Origin of the sequence: Streptomyces sp. NPDC048370, assembly GCF_043200825.1 — a bacterium.
GTDB lineage: Bacteria > Actinomycetota > Actinomycetes > Streptomycetales > Streptomycetaceae > Streptomyces.
In genome coordinates, this window is record NZ_JBICYI010000005.1 from 30,008 (window position 1) to 52,690 (window position 22,683).

The following is a 22,683-nucleotide window of genomic DNA, read 5'->3' on the forward strand; positions in this document are numbered from 1 at the left end:
TCGTGTCCGCGTCGCGGTGGACGATCAGCCGGGCGCCGTCGACGGCGGGGCCTCCCTCGGCTTCCTGGAGACGACGTGCGGGAGCCCCGCCGCGCGGGATGCGCGGCGGGGCTCGCGTACGCCCGGCTCAGCCGGCCTTCGGGGTGAACCCCTTCGCCGCGTCGGAGACGAAGGGCTCACGGACCGTGCGCATGCCGCCGGGGACCGTCTTGTCGGGCTGGACGATGACCGACTCGCGGGACGACGGGGCCTTCGGGTCGCTGAAGTCGTGCACCATGCCGAAGCCGAGGTCGACGTCCTTCAGGGTCAGCAGCGCCTTGTCGATGCCCTCACGGGTGAGGTCCTTGGAGCCGCAGGCCTTCTTCAGGGCCTCGCCGAAGACGCTCGCGGCCGTCCAGCCGGCGACGATGCCGTTGTCGAGGCTGTCGCCGGGGTAGGCGGCCTTGTAGTCGGCGACCAGCTTCTTCGCGGACGCGGTGTCCGCGCCGATGGGCAGGCTGGGCGAGGCGAACCAGTACATCTTCTCCAGGGCCGGACCCGCCTGGGTGCCGAGGAGCTGCGGGGCGAAGGCCGAGTTGTTGCCGATGACCGGCACCAGGAGCTTCGTCGCCGCCGCGACACCGACCAGGGAGGCGGCCTGGCGCGGGCCCGCGCTGATGACGATGCCCTTGACGCCCGCCTGCTTGAGCGCGGCGACCTGCGCGGACATGTCGTTGTCCGTGGGCTTGATCTTCTGCTCGACGACCGTGAGGCCCGCCTTCTCGGCCGCGTACTTCGAGCCCGCGAGCGCGTTCTCGCCGTAGTCGCCCTCGAAGTAGACGTGGCCGAGCTTGTCGCCCGCCTTCAGGCCCTTCTCCTTCACCAGGAAGTCGACGGCGTTGATCGTCTCGATGTCGTACGTGGAGCCCAGGACGCGGATGTACGGGGAGCCCAGGAGCGAGGCGGACCAGGCCTGGGGCAGCACGAGGCCCTTGTCCTGGCCGTCGACGCGCTGCTTGACCGCCGCGACGAACGGGGAGCCGATGAACTGGGTGTAGCCGACCACCTTCGGCTCCAGCTCGGTGTACGCGGAGAGCGCCTTCTGCGGGTCGTAGCCGTGGTCGCGGACCGTCAGCTCCAGCTGCCGGCCACAGATCCCGCCGGCCGCGTTGACCTGCTTCACGTACAGCTGCTGCGCCTGGGTGACGCTCTTGCCGAGGGTGGCGTACACACCCGTCATGTCGGTGAGCGCGCCGAGCGCGATCGTCTTGTCGGTGACGCCCTTGCCGGCCTTCACGCCGCCGGCTCCGGTGCCCTTGTCGTCGCCGGTCTTGGCCTTGGAGCTGCAGCCGGCGGCGGTCAGCGCGACGAGGGTGGCGAGCGCGACGGCCAGGGTTCTGGTCGTCTGTCGTCGGTGGATCATCGTTCCTCCCCAGAGGAGTGCGAGGGTTCGGCGGTTCGCTTGGGTTTCCGGGCGGCCAGCCGGACCAGGCCTCCGGGCAGGAAGAGCACCACCGCGACGACGGCGGCGCCGTAGAGGTAGCGCGCGGCCTCCCCCGGTGCGATCCCGCCCGTCCCGGGGGCGGAGACCAGGGGAAGCGCGTCGCTGTACCGGTTGAGGAGCTGCGGCAGGAGGGAGACGAAGACGCCTCCGATCACCGCACCGGCGACCGAGCCGAGACCGCCGATGACGATCATGGCCAGGTATTCGAGGGAGAGCAGCATGCCGAAGTACTCCGGCACGGTCCGCTGGAAGACCAGCGCGAGGAGCACGCCCGCCAGACCCGCGTACATGGACGACAGGACGAAGACGGCGGCGCGGTAGCGGGCCACGGGGATGCCCATGACGCCCGCGGCGATCCGGTGGTCCCGGATGGCGTTCATGGCGCGGCCGGGGCGGCCGCGCAGGACCCCGCGTGCGAAGAGGGCGCCCGCGAGGAGGAGGACGAGACCGAGGTACCAGAGCTTCTCGGCGGAGCCGAAGGGGACCTGGGCGACGAGCAGCTCGCTGTCGTCGAAGGTGATCCCGAAGAGGCTGAGCGGGGGCACCGCGCGGCCGTTGAAGCCGCCGGTCAGGTCGTGGGCGTTGAAGAGGACGTGCTGGCCGATGAAGATCAGCGCGAGGGTGGCGATGCCGAGGTACGCGCCGCGCAGCCGGCCCGCGATGGGGCTGAACACCCCGCCCGCGAGGCCCGCGAGGACCACGGCGAGGACGGCGGCGAGCCAGCCCGGCAGGCCGAGGCCGGTGAGGCCGTCGGAGCCGTCGCCCGCGAACGCGCAGTAGCCGTAGGCGCCGACGGCGAGGAAGAAGGCGTGGCCCATGGAGAGCTGGCCGGTGGCGCCGGTCAGCAGGTTGATGCCGATGGCGCCGATCGCGGCGGCCATGGCGAAGAGCCCGGCCTGGAGCCAGAAGCGGTCCAGGTAGAAGGGGAAGGCGGCGAGGACGAGGCCGGCGGCCGCCCAGCCGTAGACGCGGGGTCGGGCGAGCGCGGCGAAGGACCGGGGTGCGAGGGTCTCAGACACGGGCCAGCTCCTTCGTACCGAAGAGTCCGGCCGGGCGGATCAGCAGCACGGCGACCATCACCAGGTACGGGGCGAGGTCGCCGATGCCCCGGCCGAGGAAGGTCAGGTCGCCCTGGTAGCCGGTGGCGAGGGACTCGGTGACGCCGACCAGGAGGCCGCCGACGAGGGCGCCGGTGGTGGAGTCGAGGCCGCCGAGGATGGCGGCGGGGAAGGCCTTCATCGCGGCGAAGGAGGTGGAGCGCTCCAGGCCGGGGGTGGGGAAGACGGTGAGGAAGAGCGCGGCGACGGCGGCGAGCCCGCCGGCCACCGCCCAGGCGCCGAGGGAGACCCGGCCGAGCCGGATGCCCATGAGGGCGGCGGTCTCCTGGTTCTCGGCGGCGGCGCGCATGGCCACGCCCCAGGAGGTGTACCGGAAGGCCAGCAGGAACGCCGTGATGAGCAGCGCCGCGAGGAGGAGGGCCGCGATCCGGGTCTGCGCGATCGTGACCGGGCCGAAGGTGACGACGGAGTCGCCCCACGGATCGCCGAGCGACAGGATGTCGGTGCCGATGCGGCGGGTCAGCTCGGTGGCGAGCAGGATGTCGACGCCGATCGTGACGATGGCGAGGACGCTGTGGTCGGAGCCCCGGTAGCGGCGCATGACGAGGAACTCGACGGCCGCGCCGACCAGGGCCGCGCCGCCGATGCCGACGAGCAGCGCAGGCCAGAAGCCGATGTCGTCGTGGAGGACGGCCGTGAAGTAGCCGCCGGCGAGGAGCAGCGAGGCGTGGGCGAAGTTGACGACCTCGGTGGCGCGGAAGATCACCACGAAGCCGAGGGCGATGAGGGCGTAGATGGAGCCCAACGAGACGCCGTTGAGCAGGAGTTCGGCGAAGGTGGTCACTCGGCGGTCTCCTCTCCGAGATAGGCGCGGACGACCGCCGGGTCGTTCTGTACGTCGCCGGGGGCGCCGTCGGCGATGCGACGGCCGAAGTCGAGGACGGTGACGGCGTCGGCGAGCCGCATCACCACGCCCATGTCGTGCTCGACGAGGACGATGGAGATCCCGAGGCTGTCGCGGACGCCGGCGATGACGGCGGCGGTACGGCGCCGCTCGTCGGCGGTCATGCCGGCCACGGGTTCGTCGAGGAGGAGGAGCTTGGGCTCCATGCAGAGGGCCCGGGCGAGTTCGGCGAGCTTCTGCTGCCCGTACGGAAGGGAGCCCGCGGGCTGCTTGAGCTGCTTCTCCAGGCCGACGAAGGCGGCGATCTCCCGGACACGGGCCCGGTGGCGGGCGTCCTTGCGGGCGGCGGAGGGCAGCCGGAGCCCGGAGGCGAGGAAGCCGGTCCGGGTGAGCCGGTGGCGGCCGAGCATCAGGCTGTCCTCGACGGTGGCGCGGGGCGGCAGCGCGAGGTTCTGGAAGATGCGGGCGACGCCGAGCCCGGCGATCTTGTGCGGGGCCAGGGTGGTCAGCTCGTGGGCGCCGAAGCGGACGCTGCCGGATGTCGCCCGGTAGACGCCGGAGAGCACGTTGAAGCAGGTGGACTTGCCGGCGCCGTTGGGGCCGATGACGGCGTGGACGGTACCGGGACGGACGGTGAAGGAGACGTCGTCGAGGGCGGTGAGCCCGGCGAAGCGGACGGTGAGGTCACGGACTTCGAGGCTCTCGGGTTGCTCGGCCATGGGGGTCATCGCTTCGTGGCCTCCTGCCAGCGGGAGAGCACGGGGTGGACGGTGGCGGCGGTCGCCGCGTCGGCCGCGGCGTCCTCGTCCACGACGCCCAGGTAGCGGCGGCGGACCTCGTCGGACGCGGCGAGTTCGGCGGCCGGCCCCGAGAGGGTGACCTCGCCGACCTCCAGGACGTACGCGCGGGTGGCGAGCCGCAGCGCGAGCGCCGCGTTCTGTTCGACGAGGAGCACGGCGGTGCCCTGGGCGTTGATCTCGCGGATGGTGTCGGCGATCCGGGCGGCCATCAGCGGGGCGAGGCCCAGCGAGGGCTCGTCCAGGAGCAGCAGCTTCGGCGAGGCCATCAGGGCGCGGCCGACGGCGAGCATCTGCTGCTCGCCGCCGGAGAGGAGCCCGGCGCGCTGGTGGGCGCGTTCGGCGAGGACGGGGAAGAGTTCGTGGACCCGTTTCAGGGCCGCAGTCCTCCCCGCGCGGTCGCCGCTCGCGCCGAGCGCCCCGGCGCGCAGGTTGTCCTCGACGGTCATCCGGGCGAAGACCTGCCGCCCTTCCGGCACTTGGGAGACCCCGGCGGCGACGACCCGGTCGGGGGCGAGCCCGCCGATCGGGCGGCCGCCGAAGGTCACGGTGCCGGAGGTGACGGCTCCGCCGTGGAACGACAGTGTGCGCGAGACGGCTCGCAGCAGCGTGGACTTGCCCGCTCCGTTGCCGCCGAGGACGGTGACGACTCCGCCCTCCGGCACGGTGAGCGACACCTGCCTCAGCGCACGTACCGGTCCGTATCCCGCCGACAGGTCCGCGACCTCGAGGGCGAGTGCGGTCCCTCCCATGGCTCCCCTTCCGTGGCCCGTTCAGTGGCGCTCACCCCAGCACCGCGGTGCCCGTCCGTCCACGTGCGGCGGCCGAATCGCTGCCGGTGACCAGCGGGCACGGCGGTGGGTTGTGCACGCGCACAACACCGCGTGTCAGGGGCCTGTCGGGAAGGGGGCGGGGGTGGCATCCTCCGGGCATGGGACGGCGCAGACCGCGGACCGGCGACGACTGGAAGCTGCTGTCGGAGGCGTGCACGGCGCTTCTGGAGCGGCTGCCGGAGCTGGTGGACGAGCATTTGAGGGAGCTGCACGAGTACGAGCCGGCGTACGGCCGGATCGTGCCGTACGACCAGCACTGGCGTGAGGCCCAGGAGGCCCTGCGGATCGGGATCGAGATGATCTCGGCGCCGCGGGACTCGCCCCGGCGGGATCTGCAGCACGCGGACGAGCTGGGGCGGCGGCGGGCGGAGCAGGGCATGCCGCTGGAGCTGGTCGTGCACGCGTACCGGCACGCCGGGCAGCTGGTGTGGGACGCGCTGATCGAGGACGCGTCGGGGTTTCCGTCGCGGCTCGCCGCGCTGACGCAGTCGGCGACGATCATGTGGTCGGCGGTGGACGCGCAGGCGGACACGGCGTCGGAGGCGTACCGGGCGACGGAGCTCGAACTGCGTCGGCGTACGGACGAGCAGCTCCAGGCGCTCCTGGACGCGCTGCTGCACGGGCAGCGCTCGCCGGAGGTCACGTCACGGGCGGCGGCGGGTCTGGACCTGCCGGAGCACGGCCGCTACGCGGTGGTGGTGCTGCGGCACGACCGCCGGGAGGTGCCGGAGCCGTTCCATCGGCGGCTTCAGGGGGCCGGGGTGCGGTTCCTGTGGCGGATGGGCGCGGACTGCGAGTTCGGGGTGGTGTCGCTGGCGGAGGGCACGGGTCTGGACGCGCTGTCGGAGCTGCTGGAGGGGCGGTGTCCGGGTCCTGGTGGGATCAGTCCGGTGGTGACGGGGCTCGCGGAGCTGGGCCGGGCGCGGCGGCTCGCGGAGCTGGCGCTGCGGACGAGTCCGCCGGACTCACGGCAGATCGTCCGGCTCGACCGGCGGTTGGCGGGTGCGCTGGTGGTCGGCCAGCCGGAGCTTGCGGGGCTGCTGGTGACGGACGTGCTGGGCGCGTTGCTGGAGCTGGACCCGGCGGACCGGGCGATCCTGCTGGAGACCTTGGACGTCTGGCTGGACTGCGAGGGTTCGGCGGGCCGGGCGGCGTCCCGGCTGTACTGCCACCGGAACACGGTCTTCAACCGCCTGCGCCGCCTGGAGCAGCTGACGTCGAGGTCCTTGTCCCGCCCCCGGGACCTGACGGAGATGACCCTGGCCCTGGACGCGTTCCGCCTGACGGGGGCGGCGTCGGCGTGAGGCTCCCGCCGTGCGGCGCGTGGGCCCCCGTGCGGTGGGCCCCCGCCCGTGGGCGGGGGCCGGCGGTTACGCCAGGTAGTCGCGGGCGATCCGCGCCGCGACCTCTTCCAGGAGCGGGCCCGCGTTGGGGATGGACTTCGCCGGGTCGGGTTCGAGGTCCGAGAGGGGGTAGGCCCGGCGGATGCCGGCTGCCGTGAGGGCCTGCTGGGGCAGGGCCAGGCGGCCGCAGACCGCGACGACCTCCTTGCCCGCCGCCCGCGCCGCCGCCGCGACGCCCGCCGGGGCCTTGCCGTGCAGGGTCTGCTCGTCGAGCGAACCCTCGCCCGTGATGACGAGCGTGGCCCGGTCGAGGGCCGGGGCGAAGCCGAGGACGTCGAGCATCAGCTCGATGCCGGGGCGGAAGCTCGCGTCCAGGCCGACGAGCGCCCCGTACCCGATGCCGCCCGCGCCGCCCGCGCCCGGCGCGACCGCGCACTCCGACGCCTTGGGACCGATGGCCTTCTCCAGGACCGTGACGAAGTGCGCGAGGGCCGCGTCCAGCGTCTCGACGTCCGCCGGCGTCGCGCCCTTCTGCGGACCGTAGACCGCCGGCGCGCCCTTCGGGCCCGTCAGCGGGTTGTCCACGTCGCTCGCCAGGATCAGCTCGACGGAGGCGAACCGCTGGTCCAGGCCCGACAGGTCCGCCGTCGCCAGGGACGACAGGGCCGCTCCGCCCGGGCCCACCGGCTCGCCGGCCTCGTCCAGGAAGACCGCGCCGAGCGCGGCCAGCATCCCCGCGCCGCCGTCCGTCGTCGCGCTGCCGCCGACGCCGAAGACGATCGTCGTGGCGCCCGCGTCCAGCGCCGCGCGCAGCAGCTCGCCCGAGCCGTACGTCGTCGACGTGAGCGGCGCGAAGACGCCCGCGGGCAGCAGCTGGAGGCCCGAGGCCTCCGCCATCTCCACGACGGCCGTGGTGCCGCGCAGCGCGTACGCCGCCGTCACGGGGTCGCCGACGGGCCCGGTCACCCGTACCTCACGGCGTTCGAAACCGGCCGCCACCGCGGCCGCGACCGTACCGTCGCCGCCGTCCGCAACCGGCAGGGTCTCCACTTCCAGCTCCGGGACGACCCGTCGCAGACCTGCTGTGACCCGCTCCGCGACCTGTACGGCCGTGAGCGAGCCCTTGAACTTGTCGGCCGCGACGAGTACGCGTGCGACCTCAGTTACTGCTCCGTCCGTCACCTTGCATCCCTTGCTTTCGAACGTGCAGTCGCGCCGTGGCCGACCCTATCCGCACCCCAGACGGCGTGCCACCCCCTGATAAAGCGATATTCCGCACCATAGTGGGTCCATATGAGCACGGAATCGGATCCGATCGATCAAAAGTCCCCGGACCTGACGGTCGTGGGCATCGGTGTGGCGGCGGTCGTCGCGATGGTGGCGTGGGCAGCCCTCGGCAAGGACTCCTTCGACAGCGTCTCGTCCTCCGCCCTCGGTTGGGTCCTGAACAACTTCGCCTGGCTGTTCGTGATCGCCGCCGACACGTTCCTGGTCCTGTGCGTGGTCATCGCCCTCAGCCGTTACGGACGGATCCGGCTCGGCCCCGACGACTCGGAGCCGGAGTTCACCCAGCTCGCCTGGATCGCGATGATGTTCAGCGCGGGCATGGGCATCGGTCTGATGTTCTACGGGGTCGCGGAGCCGCTCCAGCACTATCTGTCGCCGCCCCCGGCGAGCGGCGCGGAGCCGGGCACCGGCGCGGCCGCCCTCAACGCCATGGAGTACTCGTTCTTCCACTGGACGCTCACGCCCTGGGCCATCTACGGCATCGCGGGCCTCGCCCTGGCCTACGCGGGCTTCCGCAAGGGCAGGGGCTCCCGGCTGAGCGCCGCGTTCGTCCCGCTGATCGGCGCCCGCAGGGCGGCGGGATGGCAGGGGCAGGCGATCGACCTGCTCGCCGTCTTCGCGACGGTCTTCGGCACGGCGACCAGCCTCGGCGTGGGCGCGCTCCAGGTCTCCAAGGGCCTGAACCTGACGATGGACGTCGAGGACTCCACGGCGACCCAGCTGATCATCATCGGCTCACTCTCCGCCGCCTTCGTCCTGTCGGCGTTCTCGGGGCTGCACAAGGGCGTGAAGTGGCTGTCGACGATCAACATCGTCCTCGCCGCCTGCCTGATGCTCTTCGTCTTCCTCCTCGGCCCGACGGTCTACATCCTGGACGCCATCCCCGCCTCCGTCGGCGGCTACCTGCACGAGCTGCTGCCGATGGCGAGCCGTACGGGCGCCTTCACGGACCCCGGGTGGCTGGGCGCGTGGACGATCTTCTACTGGGCGTGGTGGCTGTCCTGGGCGCCGTTCGTCGGCACGTTCATCGCCCGGATCTCGCGGGGCCGCACGATCCGGGAGTTCCTCATCGGGGTGCTGCTCGTGCCGAGCGGTGCGACGGTCATCTGGTTCTGCGTGATGGGCGGGACGGCGATCCGGCTTGAGTCGACGGGTGCGGCGGATCTCGCGGGCGCGGTGAAGGACGGGGCGGAGGCCTCGCTCTTCGCGATGCTGGACGCGCTGCCGATCGGCACGGTGACGTCGGTGATCGCGATGCTCCTGGTGATGACGTACTTCGTCACCAGCGCCGACTCGGCGTCGCTTGTGATGGGCTCGCTGACGAGCCGAGGGTCTCTGCACCCACCGACGTGGCTGGTGGTGACCTGGGGCATCCTCATGGCGGCGGTCGCCGCGGTGCTGCTGGTGGCGGGCGGCCTCAACTCGCTGCAGACGGCGACGATCCTGGTGGCGCTGCCGTTCGTGATCGTGATGCTGGGTCTCTGCTGGGCCCTCCTGAAGGAGCTGCGCGAGGACCCTGGGGCGGGTCCGGCCCGGCACCACGCGCTGCACGGCGTGGGGGACGCGGTGCGGGCGATGGTCGGCGACGCGCTGACGGAGCGGGGCGGCACCCGCCATCACCGCCTGCGCCGCGCGGCGAGGTCCCGCAGCGACACGGACGACGAGCGTGGCGGTGGGAGCTGAGGCGGAGAGGGCCCAGGCGGAGAGCGGCGTGTTCGGCGGGCGGGTCGGGGTGGCGTTCGGTAGACCGGATGTATGGCGTTCAAGCACAGCGAACTCGGTGACCGCATCCTCGGTGGCTGGACCGGACGGATCGCCGGGAACATGCTCGGCAAGCCCGTCGAGCGCGGCGACCTGTGGACGCCCGAGCTGATCGACCGGTACCTGCGGCTGACGGACGCGCTCCCGCTGACCGACTACCTGCCCCCGCCGCCGCCCGACGCCCTGGCCCAGGGGTTCGAGCTGCGGCCCGAGTGGCCGCAGTGCGTGCGCGGCCGGATCCAGGGGAGCTGCCGGGACGACGACATCGACTACTCGATCCTCGGCCTGCACCTCCTGGAGACCCGGGGGTTCGCCTTCACCACCGAGCAGGTGGGCGAACTCTGGCTGCTGCGGCTGCCGTACCTCCAGACGTTCACCGCCGAGCGGACCGCCTACCGCAACCTCGCCAACGGTCTGAAGCCGCCGCTCACCGCGACGTACGACAACCCGCACCAGGAGTGGATCGGCGCGCTGATCCGGGCCGACGTGTACGGCTGGACCTCCCCGGGCGACCCCCGGCGCGCCGCCTCGCTCGCCCGCAGGGACGCGGTGCTCTCCCACACGGGGAACGGGGTGTACGGCGCGATGTGGGCGGCCGCCCTGATCGCCGCCGCCTTCACCGCGCCGGACGCCCGCGCCGCCCTGGAGACGGCGCTCGAGCGGATCCCGGCGAGCAGCCGGCTCGCGCGCACGGTCCGGCACACGATCGCGCTGCACGAGTCGGGGGTGGAGTGGTCGGACGCCCTCGCCGAGCTCGCGGAGGGCACGTCCGGCCTGGGCTGGATCCACACGGTCCCGAACGCGGGGGTCCTCACGGCCGGACTGCTGTACGGCGGCGGGGACTTCACCGCAACCATCGCCCTGACCGTCAGGGGCGGCCTGGACACCGACTCGAACGGGGCGACGGCCGGCTCGGTGGCCGGGGTGATGTGCGGGGCGACGGCGATCCCGCCGCAGTGGTCCGAACCGCTGCGGGACCGGGTACGCAGCGCGGTGTTCGGCTTCGACCGGGTGCGGATCAGCGAGCTTGCCGAGCGGACGCTGCGACTGGCTACGCTGACGGCATGACGTCGACCGATTACGCCATGTACATCGCCGGCCTGCCGCGCGTCCTCGCCGGTGCGGCCGCGCTCTTCCGGGACACCGAGGGCCGCGTCCTGATCGTCGAGCCGAACTACCGCGAGGGCTGGACGCTGCCCGGCGGCACGATCGAGTCCGACACGGGTGAGACGCCCCGCCAGGCGGCGCGGCGCGAGACGGCCGAGGAGATCGGCCTGGACGTGGAGTTGGGTGCGCTGCTCGCGATCGACTGGTCGCACGGCACCGGGCGGCCGCCGATCGTCGCGTACATCTACGACGGCGGGGTGCTGCCGGAGGAGCGGTTCGCCGCGATCCGGCTCCAGGAGGAGGAGTTGCTCTCCTGGAAGCTGATCGACCGCGCCGAGGCGGCCGCCCATCTCCCGGGCTCGCTCGGCCTGCGGGTGGTCGCGGCGCTCGACGTCCTCGCGCGGGGCAACGGGCCGGTGGAGCTGGAGAACGGCCACCCGGTCCGCTGACCGGGCGCGGCCTCACTCGTCGGGCATCAGTCCTCGGGCGGCACGCAGAGCACGGGGACGTGCGACATGTGCAGGAGCTTGTGGGGCGTGGAGCCGAGGAGCGCGCCGCGCATCGGGCTCTCGCCCCAGCTGCCGACCACGATGACACGTGCGGCGTGGCGGTTCGCCGCGTCGATCAGGGCCTGTGCCGGCCTCTCGTCGAGCACCTCGACGACGGTCGGCACGCCCGCCCGGTCGGCCTCCGTCACCGCGTGCTGCAGGCCGGTGCGGCCTGCCTCGCGGATGGCCGCGATGTGGGAGCGGTACTCCTCGCCCGAAGGGCCGGGGGCCGCGGCCCCGTAGACGAGCACGAGCGTCTCGTCGAACGCGGTGGCCACTTCGACGGCGATGCGCAACGCGCGTGCGGCGCCGGGTGATTCGTCGTATCCGAGCACGACCGACATCTCAGGTCTCCTCGCCGGGACCGTGGTCGCGGCCGCGACCGTGGACCAGTGCGGGGTCGGCCACGCCCGGGCGCTCCTGCCAGAACGCCGGTGCCCACAGCCGCCGCGCGAACATGGCCACCACCCCGGTGAGGGCGATGCCGATGCCGATGACGAGCGGCGGACCGAGGCCGAACCACGAGGTGCCGGTGTACGAGTTCGCCGGGTCGGACATGTCCGAGACCGACTGCACCAGCAGCCACGCCAGCAGCCCGGCGCCGACCAGCGGGCCGAGGCCGATCAGCAGGAAGTTGTGGACGCTCTCCAGGAGATGGCGGCGGTAGTAGATCACGCAGGCGAGGCCGGTGAGCGCGTAGTAGAAGGCGATCAGCAGCGAGAGCGCGGTGAGCGAGTCGAAGAGGGCGTTGCTGCTGATCTGGTTCACCACGAGGTACCAGCCGATGGCGATGGCGGCGACCCACCACGTACTGACGTCAGGGGTGCGGAAGCGCTGGCTGATGTGCCCGTAGTGGGCGGGCAGCGCGTGACGGCGGGCCATGGACAGCGCGGTCCGCGAGGCCGGGATGATCGTGGTCTGGGTGGAGGCGATCGCCGAGGTGGCGACGGCGATCAGCAGGATCCAGTCCCAGCCGCCCAGGACGTCCCCGGCGAGCTGGGCGAAGATGAACTCCTCCTCGTCGGCGTTCTCCGCGAGGAACGCCGGACCGGCGTAGGCGACGACCGCGAAGCCGACGGACACGTAGGTCACGAGCAGGATGACGGTCGACCAGAGCCCGGCCTTGCCGGGGGCGGTGGCGGAGTCCCTGACCTCTTCGGTGAGGTTGACCGCCGATTCCCAGCCCCAGTAGATGAAGACGCCCAGGAGCAGCCCGCCGGTCAGCGCCGCGCCACCAGCGCCGAAGGGGTTGAGCCAGCTGAGGGAGGGGTCGACCGAGTCGTACACGCTCGTGCCGGCGTAGACGGCGTAGAGCGCCACGCCCACGAAGATCAGCAGGCAGGCGACCTGCGCCAGGATGAGGACGTTCTGCACCTTGGCCGACAGCTCGGTGCCGATGACGCACACGGCCGTCATCGCGAGGATGAGGAGCACGGTGAGCAGCTGGCGTACGAAGGCGTTGTCCACCCAGCTGTCGAGCCCGAAGGCGAGCAGGGCGAAGCTCACGGCCACGTCGGCGAGCGAGCCGACGACCAGGACTCCGGTCATCGCGATGGCCCAGCCGCCGAGCCAGCCGGCCCAGGGGCCCATGGCGCGGGTGACCCACGAGAAGGTCGTGCCGCAGTCCTGGTCGACCTTGTTCAGGTAGTAGAACGCCGACGCGATCAGCAGCATCGGTACGAAGGACGCGAACATCACGCCGGGCGCGTAGATCCCGACCAGGGCGACGACGGGGCCGATGACGGCCGCGAGGGAGTAGGCGGGAGAGGTGGAGTTGAGCCCGATCACGAGGGCGTCGACGAACCCGATGGCGTTCGCCTTCAGGCCCGCGGGTCGCCCGGCGGCCCCGGCGTCCTCGGTGGCGGCATCTTCGGTGGCCATGGTCCCTCCGCCCCGGTCGTACCCGAACAGGGAGACTGCTGCATTCATCGTAAGGAGGCCCGGTCCGCCCCGCATGTGCGGGAGGCCGGGCTCGACGGTCACTGTTCGCGCATGCCCCACGGTGCTCCGTACTCCGCGAGCAGGTCGAGGAAGGGGGTCGGGGGCAGCGCCTCGGGGCCGAGGACGCCACGGCCCTGCCAGGCCCCGGTCGCGAGGAGTTCGAGGGCGGCGACCGGGTTGATCGCGGTCTGCCACACGACGGCCTGGCTGCCGTACTCGCGCATCGACCACTGGTTGTCGACCACCTGGTAGAGGTACACCTCGCGGGGCCGCCCGTCCTTGGTGCCCTTCACCCAGGTGCCCGCGCAGGTCTTGCCGTGCATCCGGTCGCCGAGGGTCGCGGGGTCGGGCAGACAGGCGGCGACGACGTCCCGCGGGGAGACCGCGACCCGTCCTTCGGCGCCGGCCACCGTGACCGGGTCCGTACGGTCGAGCCCCAGCTTGTGGAGGGTGCGCAGGACCCCGATGAACTCGTCGCCGAGACCGTACTTGAAGGTGACGCGGCGGGCCTTGAGCCATCGGGGGACGAGGAGCACCTCCTCGTGTTCGACGTTCACGCACTCCACCGGCCCGATGCCCTCGGGGAAGTCGAAGACCTCCGGTTCGCTGAAGGGCTCGGTGGTGAACCAGCCGCGCCCCTCCTCGTAGACGACCGGAGGGTTCAGGCACTCCTCGATGGTCGTCCAGATGCTGAAGGACGGGGCGAAGTCGTATCCGTCGACGACCAGGTTCGCGCCGTCGCGGACGCCGATCTCCTCGATCTCGTCGAAGAGCGCGTCGGAGGCGTAGCGGGCGAAGACGTCCGCGAGGCCGGGCTCCACGCCCATGCCCACCAGGGCGAGCCGGTCCGCCGCCTCCCACTCGGCAGCCCGGTCGAACTGCGCGTCCCCCAGCTTCACCCCGCACTCCTCGTACGGGCGCGTGGGGTGCGGCCGGGACAGGGACATGGCCATGTCCAGGTAGTGGGCGCGCTCGGCGAGCGCGGCCTCGAAGAGCGGCAGGACGAATCGGGGATCGGTGGCGTTGAGGAGGACGTCGCAGCGGTGCTCGGCGAGGGCCGCCCGTACTCCGGCGGGGTCCGATGCGTCGAGCCGGACGGCGGTGAACCGGCGCTCGTCCGCGCCGAGTGCGGCGACGGCGGACTCGGCCCGCCGCAGGTCGTAGTCGGCCACGACGAGGTGTTCGAAGAACGAGCGACGGGCCGCGATCCTGGTGATCGCCGTGCCCACGCCGCCCGCCCCGACCATGAGGACGCGCATGGTGCAGCACTCCTTACGGAGGTGGTCGCCTCCTCCCGATGATGCCGCCTCGCCGCCGGTTCAGCGCGTGGGGCGGAGCGTTCCCCCGCCGGTGGTGCCGACGCTCTCCTTGGGCTCCGCGGGCCGGTCGAAGTGGCTGGTGACCATGACGGAGGCGAGCAGGAGGCCGACCACGACAAGGAGGACGGCGCCGATGACGGCGTAGAGGCAGCCGAAGGTGAGGAGCCCGGCCCGTCTGTGGGGATCCTCGGTCATCGGTCGAACCTGGGGGTCACATTGGCCATGGGCGGGAACCTAGCAGCAGGAAATCCGATCGCGGGAGGCCCGTGGACCGGCCTACGCTCGGCAGCATGACCATGGTCGCGATTCTCAGCGGAGCCGGTATCTCCACGGACTCCGGCATCCCCGACTACCGGGGCCCCGACGGGGTGTGGACACGCGACCCGGCGGCCGAGAAGCTCGCCACGTACGAGCACTACATGGCCGACGCCGACGTCCGGCGCCGTGCCTGGCGGATGCGGCTCGACGGCCCGGTACTGCGGGCCGAGCCGAACGCGGCGCACCGCGCCGTCGCCGGGTTCGAGCGGACCGGGAACCCGGTGCGGGTGATCACGCAGAACGTCGACGGGCTGCACCAGCTCGCCGGGCTCCCGGAGCGCAAGGTCCTCGAACTCCACGGCTCCGCGCGGACGGTGGTGTGCACGGGCTGTCACGCCCGCTCCTCGATGGAGGCGGCGCTCGACCGGGTGCGGGCCGGCGAGGACGATCCGAAGTGCCGTGCGTGCGGCGGGATCCTCAAGTCGGCCACCGTCATGTTCGGGCAGCGGCTCGATCCGATGGTGCTCGGCAACGCGATGTCGATCGCCAAGGCCGCCGAGGTGTTCATCGCGGTCGGTACGAGCCTCCAGGTGCAGCCGGCCGCCTCGCTCGCCGGGATCGCCGCCGAGCACGGGGCCCGGCTGATCATCGTGAACGCCCAGCCCACCCCGTACGACGAACTCGCCGACGAGATCGTGCGCGAGCCCATCGGCACCTCGCTGCCGGCGCTCCTGGAGCGGCTCCACTGAGGAGCCGGGAGCGCGTCTAGAAGAGCGCTTCCGGTCCCTCGCCCGATTCGAAGGCAAGGAGTCGCCGTTTGCGGTCGAGGCCGCCGCCGTAGCCGGTCAGGGAGCCGCTCGCGCCGACGACGCGATGGCACGGTACGACGATGCTGACCGGGTTCTTGCCGTTGGCGAGGCCGACGGCGCGCGAGGCCCCGGGGTTGCCGAGCTCCTCGGCCAACTCGCCGTAGGTACGCGTCTCGCCGTACGGGATGTGGCACAGCCGCTCCCAGACGCGCAGCTGGAACGGCGTGCCGATCAGGTTCAACGGCAGCTCGAACTCCGTCAGTTCACCGGCGAAGTACGCGTCGAGCTGGCGGATCGTCTCGCCGAAGGGGCGCGGGTCCGGTGCGCCGAAGGTCTCCTCGGCGGGGCGGTGGCGCTGGTCGGTCATGTGGACGCGGCTCAGGACGCCGTCGACGGCGACCAGGGTCAGCGCGTCGTACGGGCTGTCGATGACGGTGTGCCGGACATCGGTCATGGCGGGTCGACTTCCTTATGCGGGGAGATGGTTGATCGGGTGGCTGTCGGTGGCCCACAGGTACTGGACGGCGTACGCGCGCCAGGGCCGCCACCGCGCGGCGCGGGCGGTGAGCGCGGCGGGCGTGGCCGGCAGGCCGAGCCCCTCGGCGGCGCGCCGGACACCGAGGTCGCCGGGGAGGAAGGCGTCGGGGTCGCCGAGCGCCCGCATCGCGATGACCTCGGTGGTCCACGGGCCGAAGCCGGGCAGGGTGAGGAGCCGGGCGCGCGCCTCCTCCCAGTCGGTGGCGGGGCCGAGGCTCAGCGAGCCGTCGGCGAGGGCCCCGACGAGGGTGAGGAGGGTCGTGCGGCGGCTGCGGGGCAGCGCGAGGGAGTCGGGGTCGAGGCCGGCGAGCGCCTCGGGGGTCGGGAAGAGGTGGGTGAGGCCGCCCTCGGGGTCATCGACGGGGACACCGTGCGCGGCGACGAGCCGGGCGGCGTGCGTACGGGCGGCGGCCGTGGAGACCTGCTGGCCGAGGACGGCCCGTACGGCGAACTCGGCCGCGTCGACGGTCCTCGGGACGCGCCGCCCGGGCGCCCGCTCGACCAGTGGGGCGAGCAGGGGGTCCGCGCGCAGCTGTTCGTCGACGGCGACCGGGTCGGCGTCGAGGTCGAGCATCCAGCGGCAGCGGCTGATGGCGAGGGTGAGGTCACGGGGGTCGGTGAGGGAGAGCCGGCAGGCGATGTGGTCGGAGCGCGGGCTGAGCGCGACGATGCCGTGGCCGTGGGGCAGGGTCAGGGTCCGCCGGTACGCGCCGTCGAGCCACTCCTCCACGCCGGGGACGGCGGTCGCGGCGAGGTGGCCGAAGAGGTTGGAGGGGTTGAGCGGGGCGCGGTACGGCAGCCGGAGCGTGATCACACCCGGTGTGCGCGGGGCGTCGTCGAGAGCGGTGTTGCGGGCGACCGAGGCCCGGGCCGCCCGGGCGCGCAGCTCGCCTGGGGCGAGCGCGAAGACCTCGCGGACGGTGTCGTTGAAGGTACGGATCGAGGAGAAACCGGCGGCGAAGGCGATCTCGGCCATCGGCATCGGTGTCGTCTCGATGAGCAGCCGTGCGGTCTGGGCGCGCTGGGCGCGGGCCAGGGCGAGCGGTCCCGCGCCGAGTTCGGCGAGGAGCTGGCGCTCGATCTGCCGGGTGGAGTAGCCGAGCCGGGCGGCGAGCCCGGGGACGCCCTCGCGGTCCACGATCCCGTCCTGGATCAGCCGCATCGCCCGGGCGACGGCGTCGGCGCGGACGTTCCACTCGGGGGAGCCGGGGCTCGTGTCGGGGCGGCAGCGCTTGCACGCCCGGAACCCGGCGCGCTGGCAGGACGCGGCGCTCGGGTGGAAGACCATGTTCTCGGCCTTGGGCGGGACGACCGGGCAGCTGGGACGGCAGTAGATCCGGGTCGTGAGCACGGCGGTGAAGAACACGCCGTCGAAGCGGGCGTCCTTCGACCGGACGGCCCGTACGCAGCGCTCGGTGTCGGTGTACATGGCTCCATGATCGGGGACCGGAAGGGCCTCCGCTGGCGAGAAAACGACATGGACCTTCCCCGGGCGGGCTCCTTCCGGGCGGCTTTCGGGCGGCTTTCGGAGGGCGTCTGCCCCCTTCCGCCTCGAAATCCGGCCGCCACGGGAGGAGCATGGAGGAAGCGGATCCCCGATGCCGCCGGCGGGCCGAGGAACCGAGGAAGTGGACGGGTGACTGCAGAATCCCAGACGACAGCCGAATCTCCGAGAAGAAGAAGCACCCCATGAGCGGACGGCTGGGCCGCCGGCCCAAGGGGCTGGGGCTGCGCAGCGTCGCCGGGCAGGTGTTCGCCCTCCAGGCGGTCATCGTCGTGGTGCTGGTCACCGTGGGCACGCTCGCCCTGCTCTTCCAGGCCCGGTACGACACGGAGACCGACGCCCGCAACCGCTCGCTCGCCGCCGCGGAGGCCTTCGCACACGCTCCGGGGCTCGTGGACTCCCTGAAGGCCCCCGACCCGACCGCCCTGCTCCAGCAGCGGGCCGAGGCCGCCCGGTTGGCCGCGGGCCTCGACTTCCTCGCCGTGATGACCCCGGACGGCATCCGCTACACGGACTCCCGGCCCGAGCTGATCGGGGAGCGCGCCACCGGCGACATCGCGCGCGCCCGGGCGGGCGAGTCGTTCACGGAGGTCTTCAGCGGCGAGCCGACGGCCGCCGTACGGGCCGTCGTCCCGGTGCGCACGGAGGACGGTGACATCGTCGGCCTGGTCAGCACCGGCATCGACGTCGAGAACGTCGGCAACGTCGTCGAGGGCCAGCTGCCGCTGCTGCTCGGCACGGCAGCGGGCGCCCTGCTGCTCGCCGTGGGCGGCGCGGCGCTGGTGAGCCGGCGGCTGCGCCGGCAGACCCACGGTCTCGGGCCGGTCGAGATGACCCGGATCAACGAGCACCACGAGGCGGTCCTGCACGCCGTGCGCGAGGGGGTGCTCATCATCGACGCGGACCGGCGGCTGCTGCTCGCCAACGACGAGGCCCGGCGGCTGCTCGACCTGGGGCCCGACGCCGAGCGGCGGCACGTCACGGAGCTGGGTCTCGATCCCCGTACCGCCGCGCTGCTCTCCTCCGACCGGGTCGTCAACGACGAGGTGCACCTCGCGGGCGACCGGCTGCTCGCCGTCAACGTACGCCCCACCAAGCCGTACCGGGGCCGGCCCACCGGCACCGTGATGACGCTGCGGGACTCGACCGAGCTCGCCACCGTCTCCGGCCGCGCCGAGGTGGCCAGGGGCCGGCTGCAACTGCTGTACGAGGCGGGGGTGCGGATCGGCACCACCCTGGACGTCGTACGGACCACCGAGGAGCTCTCGGAGGTGGCCGTGCCGCGCTTCGCCGACTTCGTCACCGTGGAGCTGCTCGACCCGGTGCTGCGGGGCGAGGAGCCCACCGGCGCGTTCACCGAGATGCGGCGTACGGCGCTGTCGGGCATCAGCCCCGAGCATCCGCTCCAGCCCGTGGGAGACCGGATCCGGTGCGTCGTGCCGACCACGCCGATGGCGCAGGCGCTGGACAACGGTCACGCGGTCCTGGTGGCCGATCTGGCCCAGGCCGAGGGCTGGCGGGCGCAGGACCCCGAGGGGGCCGCTGCGGCCCTCGCGTACGGGCTGCACGCGCTCGTGTCGGTGCCGGTCCTCGCCCGGGGCGTGGTGCTGGGGATGGCGAACTTCTGGCGGTCGGAGACCGAGGAGCCGTTCGACGAGGAGGACCTGAACTTCGCGGAGGAGCTGACCGCGCGCGCCGCGGTCTCCATCGACAACGCCCGCCGCTTCACCCGCGAGCACGAGATGGCGGTGACGCTCCAGCGCAGCCTGCTCCCCCGGATCCTGCCCGACCTGTCGGCGGTCGACGTCGCGTTCCGCTATCTGCCCGCCAAGGCGGGGGTCGGTGGGGACTGGTTCGACGTGATCCCGCTGCCGGGGGCGCGGGTGGCGCTGGTCGTCGGCGACGTGGTCGGGCACGGCCTGCACGCGGCGGCCACGATGGGCCGGCTGCGGACGGCGGTCCTCAACTTCTCCACCCTCGACCTGCCGCCCGACGAGCTCCTGGGCCACCTCGACGAGCTGATCGACCGCATCGACCGGATCGACCGCGGCGGCTCGGACGGCGGGTCCGAGGACGGCTCCGACGGCGCCTCGGGCGGCGGCTCCGGGAGCGGAGGCGGCGGCGCGGGAGCGGGGCGTACGGAGTCCGGCGATGCCGGGGGCGACGAGGGGCAGGAGCGGATCACCGGCGCCACCTGCCTGTACGTCATCTACGACCCCGCCGACGGCCGCTGCACCATGGCCCGGGCCGGCCACCCGGGACCGGCGCTCGTCCATGCGGACGGCCGGGTCGAGTACCCCGAGCTGCCCGCCGGGCTGCCGCTGGGCGTGGGCGGGATGCCGTTCGAGACCACCGAGATGCACCTGCCGGAGGGGAGCCGTCTGGTGCTCTTCACCGACGGCCTCCTGGAGGACCGCGACCGGGACTTCGACACCGGTCTCGCGCTGCTGCGCGAAGCCCTGGCCACCACCGGCCGCAGCCCGGAACAGGCCTGCGCGGACGTCCTGACGGCCGTGCTCGTTCCGGCGCCCGACGACGACATCGCGCTGCTCATCGCCGACACCCGCCGCCTCGAGCCCGAGCGGATCGCGGAGTGGAACGTGCCCCCCGACCCGGCGGAGGTCTCCCGGATCCGCAACGCGGGCGCCGCGCAGCTCGCCGCCTGGGGCCTGGACGACATCGCGTTCACGGCCGAGCTCATCCTGAGCGAGCTGATCACCAACGCCATCCGGTACGGCGCCGAGCCCATCCGGGTCCGGCTGCTGCGCGACCGCCGGCTGATCTGCGAGATCTCCGACGGCAGCAGTACCGCTCCGCACCTGCGCTACGCGGCGACGACCGACGAGGGCGGTCGCGGACTCTTCCTCGTGGCCCAGTTCGCCGAGCGGTGGGGCACCCGGTACACCGACCGCGGCAAGGTCATCTGGGCCGAACTGCCCCTGACCACGGCCGGCTCGGAGCTGGCGCCGCTGCCGGTGCCGGACCTGGACGCGCTGGAGAACCTCGCCTGGTGAGGCGGGTGAGGCGGCCGCTGAGGCTGGTGAGCCTTGCGACGGGGCCGGTGAGCCGCTGTCACTTCAGGGACGTACGGGCCAGCAGCACGGCCACGTCGTCCGGCGGGGCACAGGGCAGCAGCTGCTCCAGGATCGCGTCGCACAGCTGGCTGAGCGGCCGTTCCAGATGGAGCAGCGCCTGCGCGAGCCGGTCCATGCCCTCGTCGAGGTCGCGGTCCCTGGCCTCGATGAGGCCGTCGGTGTACATCACGAGGAGGCTGCCCGGCGGGAGCAGGATCTCCTCGGTGCTGAAGTCCTGCCACCCGGTGCCGAGCGGCGTGCCGGGCGGCCCTTCCAGGAAGGTGATCGCGCCGTCGGCGGTGGCCACGGCGGGCGGCGGGTGTCCGGCCCTGGCGAGGACGACGCTTCCGGTGGCCGGGTCGTGGACGGCGTACACGCAGGTCGCCATCTCGTCCTCCCCGAGGTCGGCGACGACGGCGTCGAGGGAGCGGAGCAGCTCCGCGGGCGGGACACCGTGCCGGGCGAGGGTCCGTACGGCCGTACGGAGCTGGCCCATGACGGCCGCCGCGTGGATGCCGTGGCCCATGACGTCGCCGATGACGAGCCCGGTCCTGCCCTCGGGCAGGGCGATGACGTCGAACCAGTCGCCGCCGACGTCGTGGTCGCTCGCGGGGAGGTAGCGGCCGGTGAGCTCCAGGCCCTCGACCTTCGGGAGGACGTTGTTGGTCAGGCTGCGCTGGAGGGTGAGGGCGGCCTCGCGCTGGGTGGTGTACATGCGGGCGTTGTCGATGTTCAGGGCGGCGCGGGCGACGAGTTCGTCGATGAGGACGAAGTCCCGCTCGTCGAAGGGTTCGCGCTCGTAGAGCCGGGTCACGGAGACGGTTCCGAGGACCTTGCCGCGGGCGACGAGCGGGACGATGCGCGCGGAGCCGATGCTGTCCTCGAAGTAGCTGCGTAGGGGGGCGGTGCGCGGGTCGGGGAAGAGCGCCGGCAGGTCGGAGTGGTAGAGGTTCATCGGCCGGGCGTCGGTGATGACCTGCTCGTACGCCGTGCCCAGCGGGATCTGGAAGGTCTGTCCCGGGACGAGCATCGCGGTGGGGGCGGTCGGGTCGGGGAAGACGGCGGCGAGGCGGCGCAGCAGTCCGTGGGCGGAGGCGCCCGCCTCGTCGGGTTCGAGCACGGATTCGAGCAGCTGGACGTCGGCCGAGTCGGCGAGCTGCGGCACGAGGACCTGGACGATCTCCTCGGCGGTCTGGACCAGGTCGAGGGTGGTGCCGATCCGGGTGCCCGCCTCGGCGAGCAGGGCGAAGCGCCGGTTGGCGCGTTCGGCCTCGACGAGCGCCCGCTGGCCGTCGGTGATGTCGATGAGGGAGGCGATCACGCCGAGCCTGCGGCCGGAGCCGTCGACCAGCGGGGCGTAGGAGCAGGACCAGGTGCGGTCGTGGTCGGGGTCGGCCGGGGTCCGTCCGGTGCGGCGGACGTCGACGACCGCCTCGCCGCTCTCCAGGACCTTGCGCATGGTGCCTTCGAGGGCGAGGGCGTTGACCCCGGGCACCACCTCGGTGAGCCGTCTGCCGACGTGGTCGGCGGGCGGGACGCCGTTCATCCGCGCCAACGCGTCGTTGACGCGGATGAACCGCAGGTCGGGGCCGAGGGTGGCGAGGCCGATCGGCGACTGGGTGAAGAGGCTCTGGAGCGCGGCGAGCGAGTCCCGCATGCGCAGGACCTCGGAGGTCTCCACCGCGATGAGCATGGCTCCCGGCCGTCCCCGGGGGTCGACCTCGGGGACGATCCACATCTCCATGGTCACTTCGTGACCGTCCCGGTGCCGCACCGGGAGGGTGCCGACGACGGTCTCGCCCGCCTGGACGCGCCGGGTCAGCTGTTCAGCGAGCTCCTGGTTGGCGTCGGGCACCAGAATGGGTGCCGCGGCCCGTCCGAGCACGTCCTCGGGGCGGTATCCGAGCAGGTCCTGGGCGGCGAGCGACCACTCGACGACGCGCCCGTCCTCGTCCTCCCGCCACAGGGCGATCGGGAGCACCTCGCGCAGGACACCGGCGTACCCGATGGCCGCCGGCGGCCGTCCCGGCGTCTCGCTCGGCGACTGAGTAGTGTCCAACGCTTCGACCTAACCCCGGGGGGTGTCTTCCTACCCGATCACCCTATCCGAGCCCTCGGTA

The 22,683-nt window shown here is 72.8% G+C and carries 19 protein-coding genes; 6 read left to right on the top strand and 13 right to left on the bottom strand.

Features of this window, described 5'->3' with window-relative positions; genetic code table 11:
- Positions 1 to 127: 127 nt before the first annotated feature.
- From ACGFYP_RS13175 to ACGFYP_RS13195, 5 genes are read right to left on the bottom strand one after another with little or no spacing between them, the layout of a single operon-like run.
- Entirely contained in the window at positions 128 to 1,402 is a 1,275-nt protein-coding gene (locus ACGFYP_RS13175) for an ABC transporter substrate-binding protein (protein ID WP_393491046.1), read from the bottom strand.
- Complete coding sequence (locus ACGFYP_RS13180; RefSeq protein WP_393491049.1) at positions 1,399 to 2,502, bottom strand: branched-chain amino acid ABC transporter permease; 1,104 nt, start codon at positions 2,500 to 2,502, stop codon at positions 1,399 to 1,401. Before ACGFYP_RS13180 ends, ACGFYP_RS13175 begins: the two co-directional genes overlap by 4 nt.
- Positions 2,495 to 3,385 carry a branched-chain amino acid ABC transporter permease gene (locus ACGFYP_RS13185; RefSeq protein WP_393491052.1) on the bottom strand — a complete coding sequence of 297 codons (891 nt, stop codon included), beginning with the start codon at positions 3,383 to 3,385 and terminating at the stop codon, positions 2,495 to 2,497. Before ACGFYP_RS13185 ends, ACGFYP_RS13180 begins: the two co-directional genes overlap by 8 nt.
- The gene (locus ACGFYP_RS13190) at positions 3,382 to 4,164 is read right to left on the bottom strand and encodes an ABC transporter ATP-binding protein (RefSeq protein ID WP_393492276.1); all 783 of its coding nucleotides are present in this window, start codon (positions 4,162 to 4,164) and stop codon (positions 3,382 to 3,384) included. The genes ACGFYP_RS13185 and ACGFYP_RS13190 overlap by 4 nt, the downstream gene beginning before the upstream one ends.
- Before the next feature lie 5 nt (positions 4,165 to 4,169).
- Positions 4,170 to 4,994 (bottom strand): ABC transporter ATP-binding protein, encoded by an 825-nt coding sequence (locus ACGFYP_RS13195; RefSeq protein WP_393491055.1) that lies wholly within the window; start codon positions 4,992 to 4,994, stop codon positions 4,170 to 4,172.
- Positions 4,995 to 5,173: 179 nt separating this feature from the next.
- On the opposite strand from ACGFYP_RS13195, the gene ACGFYP_RS13200 reads away from it, so the two are divergent.
- Complete coding sequence (locus ACGFYP_RS13200; RefSeq protein WP_393491058.1) at positions 5,174 to 6,379, top strand: PucR family transcriptional regulator; 1,206 nt, start codon at positions 5,174 to 5,176, stop codon at positions 6,377 to 6,379.
- A 66-nt stretch (positions 6,380 to 6,445) separates the two neighbouring features.
- Here ACGFYP_RS13200 and ACGFYP_RS13205 read toward each other — a convergent pair whose 3' ends face one another.
- Entirely contained in the window at positions 6,446 to 7,600 is a 1,155-nt protein-coding gene (locus ACGFYP_RS13205) for a glycerate kinase (protein WP_393491063.1), read from the bottom strand.
- Between the two features lie 111 nt (positions 7,601 to 7,711).
- Here ACGFYP_RS13205 and ACGFYP_RS13210 point away from each other — a divergent pair, with 111 nt between their 5' ends.
- The 3 genes from ACGFYP_RS13210 (at position 7,712) to ACGFYP_RS13220 (ending at position 11,022) form a co-directional block, all read left to right on the top strand.
- Positions 7,712 to 9,388 carry a BCCT family transporter gene (locus ACGFYP_RS13210; RefSeq protein WP_393491066.1) on the top strand — a complete coding sequence of 559 codons (1,677 nt, stop codon included), beginning with the start codon at positions 7,712 to 7,714 and terminating at the stop codon, positions 9,386 to 9,388.
- Between the two features lie 72 nt (positions 9,389 to 9,460).
- Positions 9,461 to 10,534 (top strand): ADP-ribosylglycohydrolase family protein, encoded by a 1,074-nt coding sequence (locus ACGFYP_RS13215; RefSeq protein ID WP_393491070.1) that lies wholly within the window; start codon positions 9,461 to 9,463, stop codon positions 10,532 to 10,534.
- Positions 10,531 to 11,022, top strand: coding sequence for an NUDIX domain-containing protein (locus tag ACGFYP_RS13220; RefSeq protein ID WP_393491074.1), 492 nt, complete (start codon positions 10,531 to 10,533; stop codon positions 11,020 to 11,022). The genes ACGFYP_RS13215 and ACGFYP_RS13220 overlap by 4 nt, the downstream gene beginning before the upstream one ends.
- A gap of 26 nt (positions 11,023 to 11,048) precedes the next feature.
- Here the strand turns inward: ACGFYP_RS13220 and ACGFYP_RS13225 are convergent, their stop codons facing one another.
- From ACGFYP_RS13225 to ACGFYP_RS13240, 4 genes are all read right to left on the bottom strand, one after another.
- Positions 11,049 to 11,465 carry a universal stress protein gene (locus tag ACGFYP_RS13225; protein WP_393491079.1) on the bottom strand — a complete coding sequence of 139 codons (417 nt, stop codon included), beginning with the start codon at positions 11,463 to 11,465 and terminating at the stop codon, positions 11,049 to 11,051.
- Position 11,466: 1 nt separating this feature from the next.
- Positions 11,467 to 13,002 carry an APC family permease gene (locus tag ACGFYP_RS13230; RefSeq protein WP_393491082.1) on the bottom strand — a complete coding sequence of 512 codons (1,536 nt, stop codon included), beginning with the start codon at positions 13,000 to 13,002 and terminating at the stop codon, positions 11,467 to 11,469.
- Between the two features lie 98 nt (positions 13,003 to 13,100).
- Positions 13,101 to 14,321, bottom strand: a complete 1,221-nt coding sequence (locus ACGFYP_RS13235; RefSeq protein WP_393491085.1) for a saccharopine dehydrogenase family protein — start codon at positions 14,319 to 14,321, stop codon at positions 13,101 to 13,103.
- Between the two features lie 60 nt (positions 14,322 to 14,381).
- Positions 14,382 to 14,576 (bottom strand): hypothetical protein, encoded by a 195-nt coding sequence (locus ACGFYP_RS13240; protein WP_393491088.1) that lies wholly within the window; start codon positions 14,574 to 14,576, stop codon positions 14,382 to 14,384.
- A 95-nt stretch (positions 14,577 to 14,671) separates the two neighbouring features.
- Between ACGFYP_RS13240 and ACGFYP_RS13245 the strand changes: the two genes are divergently transcribed.
- Positions 14,672 to 15,388, top strand: a complete 717-nt coding sequence (locus ACGFYP_RS13245) for an NAD-dependent deacetylase (RefSeq protein ID WP_393491093.1) — start codon at positions 14,672 to 14,674, stop codon at positions 15,386 to 15,388.
- A gap of 16 nt (positions 15,389 to 15,404) precedes the next feature.
- Here the strand turns inward: ACGFYP_RS13245 and ACGFYP_RS13250 are convergent, their stop codons facing one another.
- Both ACGFYP_RS13250 and ACGFYP_RS13255 read right to left on the bottom strand, forming a co-directional pair.
- Positions 15,405 to 15,902 (bottom strand): methylated-DNA--[protein]-cysteine S-methyltransferase, encoded by a 498-nt coding sequence (locus tag ACGFYP_RS13250; RefSeq protein ID WP_393491098.1) that lies wholly within the window; start codon positions 15,900 to 15,902, stop codon positions 15,405 to 15,407.
- 15 nt (positions 15,903 to 15,917) lie between these two features.
- Positions 15,918 to 17,414 carry an AlkA N-terminal domain-containing protein gene (locus ACGFYP_RS13255; RefSeq protein WP_393491101.1) on the bottom strand — a complete coding sequence of 499 codons (1,497 nt, stop codon included), beginning with the start codon at positions 17,412 to 17,414 and terminating at the stop codon, positions 15,918 to 15,920.
- Between the two features lie 260 nt (positions 17,415 to 17,674).
- Between ACGFYP_RS13255 and ACGFYP_RS13260 the strand changes: the two genes are divergently transcribed.
- Entirely contained in the window at positions 17,675 to 20,503 is a 2,829-nt protein-coding gene (locus tag ACGFYP_RS13260) for a SpoIIE family protein phosphatase (protein WP_393491106.1), read from the top strand.
- A 58-nt stretch (positions 20,504 to 20,561) separates the two neighbouring features.
- On the opposite strand, the gene ACGFYP_RS13265 is transcribed toward ACGFYP_RS13260, so the two are convergent.
- Positions 20,562 to 22,622, bottom strand: coding sequence for a SpoIIE family protein phosphatase (locus ACGFYP_RS13265; RefSeq protein WP_393491112.1), 2,061 nt, complete (start codon positions 22,620 to 22,622; stop codon positions 20,562 to 20,564).
- Positions 22,623 to 22,683: the final 61 nt, after the last annotated feature.

What these genes read in the sequence shown, in the direction of transcription:
- ACGFYP_RS13175 (WP_393491046.1), bottom strand. Translation starts at nt 1,402, where the DNA reads ATGATCCACCGACGACAGACGACCAGAACCCTGGCCGTCGCGCTCGCC.
- ACGFYP_RS13190 (WP_393492276.1), bottom strand. Translation starts at nt 4,164, where the DNA reads ATGGCCGAGCAACCCGAGAGCCTCGAAGTCCGTGACCTCACCGTCCGC.
- ACGFYP_RS13195 (WP_393491055.1), bottom strand. Translation starts at nt 4,994, where the DNA reads ATGGGAGGGACCGCACTCGCCCTCGAGGTCGCGGACCTGTCGGCGGGA.
- ACGFYP_RS13200 (WP_393491058.1), top strand. Translation starts at nt 5,174, where the DNA reads ATGGGACGGCGCAGACCGCGGACCGGCGACGACTGGAAGCTGCTGTCG.
- ACGFYP_RS13210 (WP_393491066.1), top strand. Translation starts at nt 7,712, where the DNA reads ATGAGCACGGAATCGGATCCGATCGATCAAAAGTCCCCGGACCTGACG.
- ACGFYP_RS13215 (WP_393491070.1), top strand. Translation starts at nt 9,461, where the DNA reads ATGGCGTTCAAGCACAGCGAACTCGGTGACCGCATCCTCGGTGGCTGG.
- ACGFYP_RS13220 (WP_393491074.1), top strand. Translation starts at nt 10,531, where the DNA reads ATGACGTCGACCGATTACGCCATGTACATCGCCGGCCTGCCGCGCGTC.
- ACGFYP_RS13225 (WP_393491079.1), bottom strand. Translation starts at nt 11,465, where the DNA reads ATGTCGGTCGTGCTCGGATACGACGAATCACCCGGCGCCGCACGCGCG.
- ACGFYP_RS13230 (WP_393491082.1), bottom strand. Translation starts at nt 13,002, where the DNA reads ATGGCCACCGAAGATGCCGCCACCGAGGACGCCGGGGCCGCCGGGCGA.
- ACGFYP_RS13235 (WP_393491085.1), bottom strand. Translation starts at nt 14,321, where the DNA reads ATGCGCGTCCTCATGGTCGGGGCGGGCGGCGTGGGCACGGCGATCACC.
- ACGFYP_RS13240 (WP_393491088.1), bottom strand. Translation starts at nt 14,576, where the DNA reads ATGACCGAGGATCCCCACAGACGGGCCGGGCTCCTCACCTTCGGCTGC.
- ACGFYP_RS13245 (WP_393491093.1), top strand. Translation starts at nt 14,672, where the DNA reads ATGACCATGGTCGCGATTCTCAGCGGAGCCGGTATCTCCACGGACTCC.
- ACGFYP_RS13250 (WP_393491098.1), bottom strand. Translation starts at nt 15,902, where the DNA reads ATGACCGATGTCCGGCACACCGTCATCGACAGCCCGTACGACGCGCTG.
- ACGFYP_RS13255 (WP_393491101.1), bottom strand. Translation starts at nt 17,414, where the DNA reads ATGTACACCGACACCGAGCGCTGCGTACGGGCCGTCCGGTCGAAGGAC.
- ACGFYP_RS13260 (WP_393491106.1), top strand. Translation starts at nt 17,675, where the DNA reads ATGAGCGGACGGCTGGGCCGCCGGCCCAAGGGGCTGGGGCTGCGCAGC.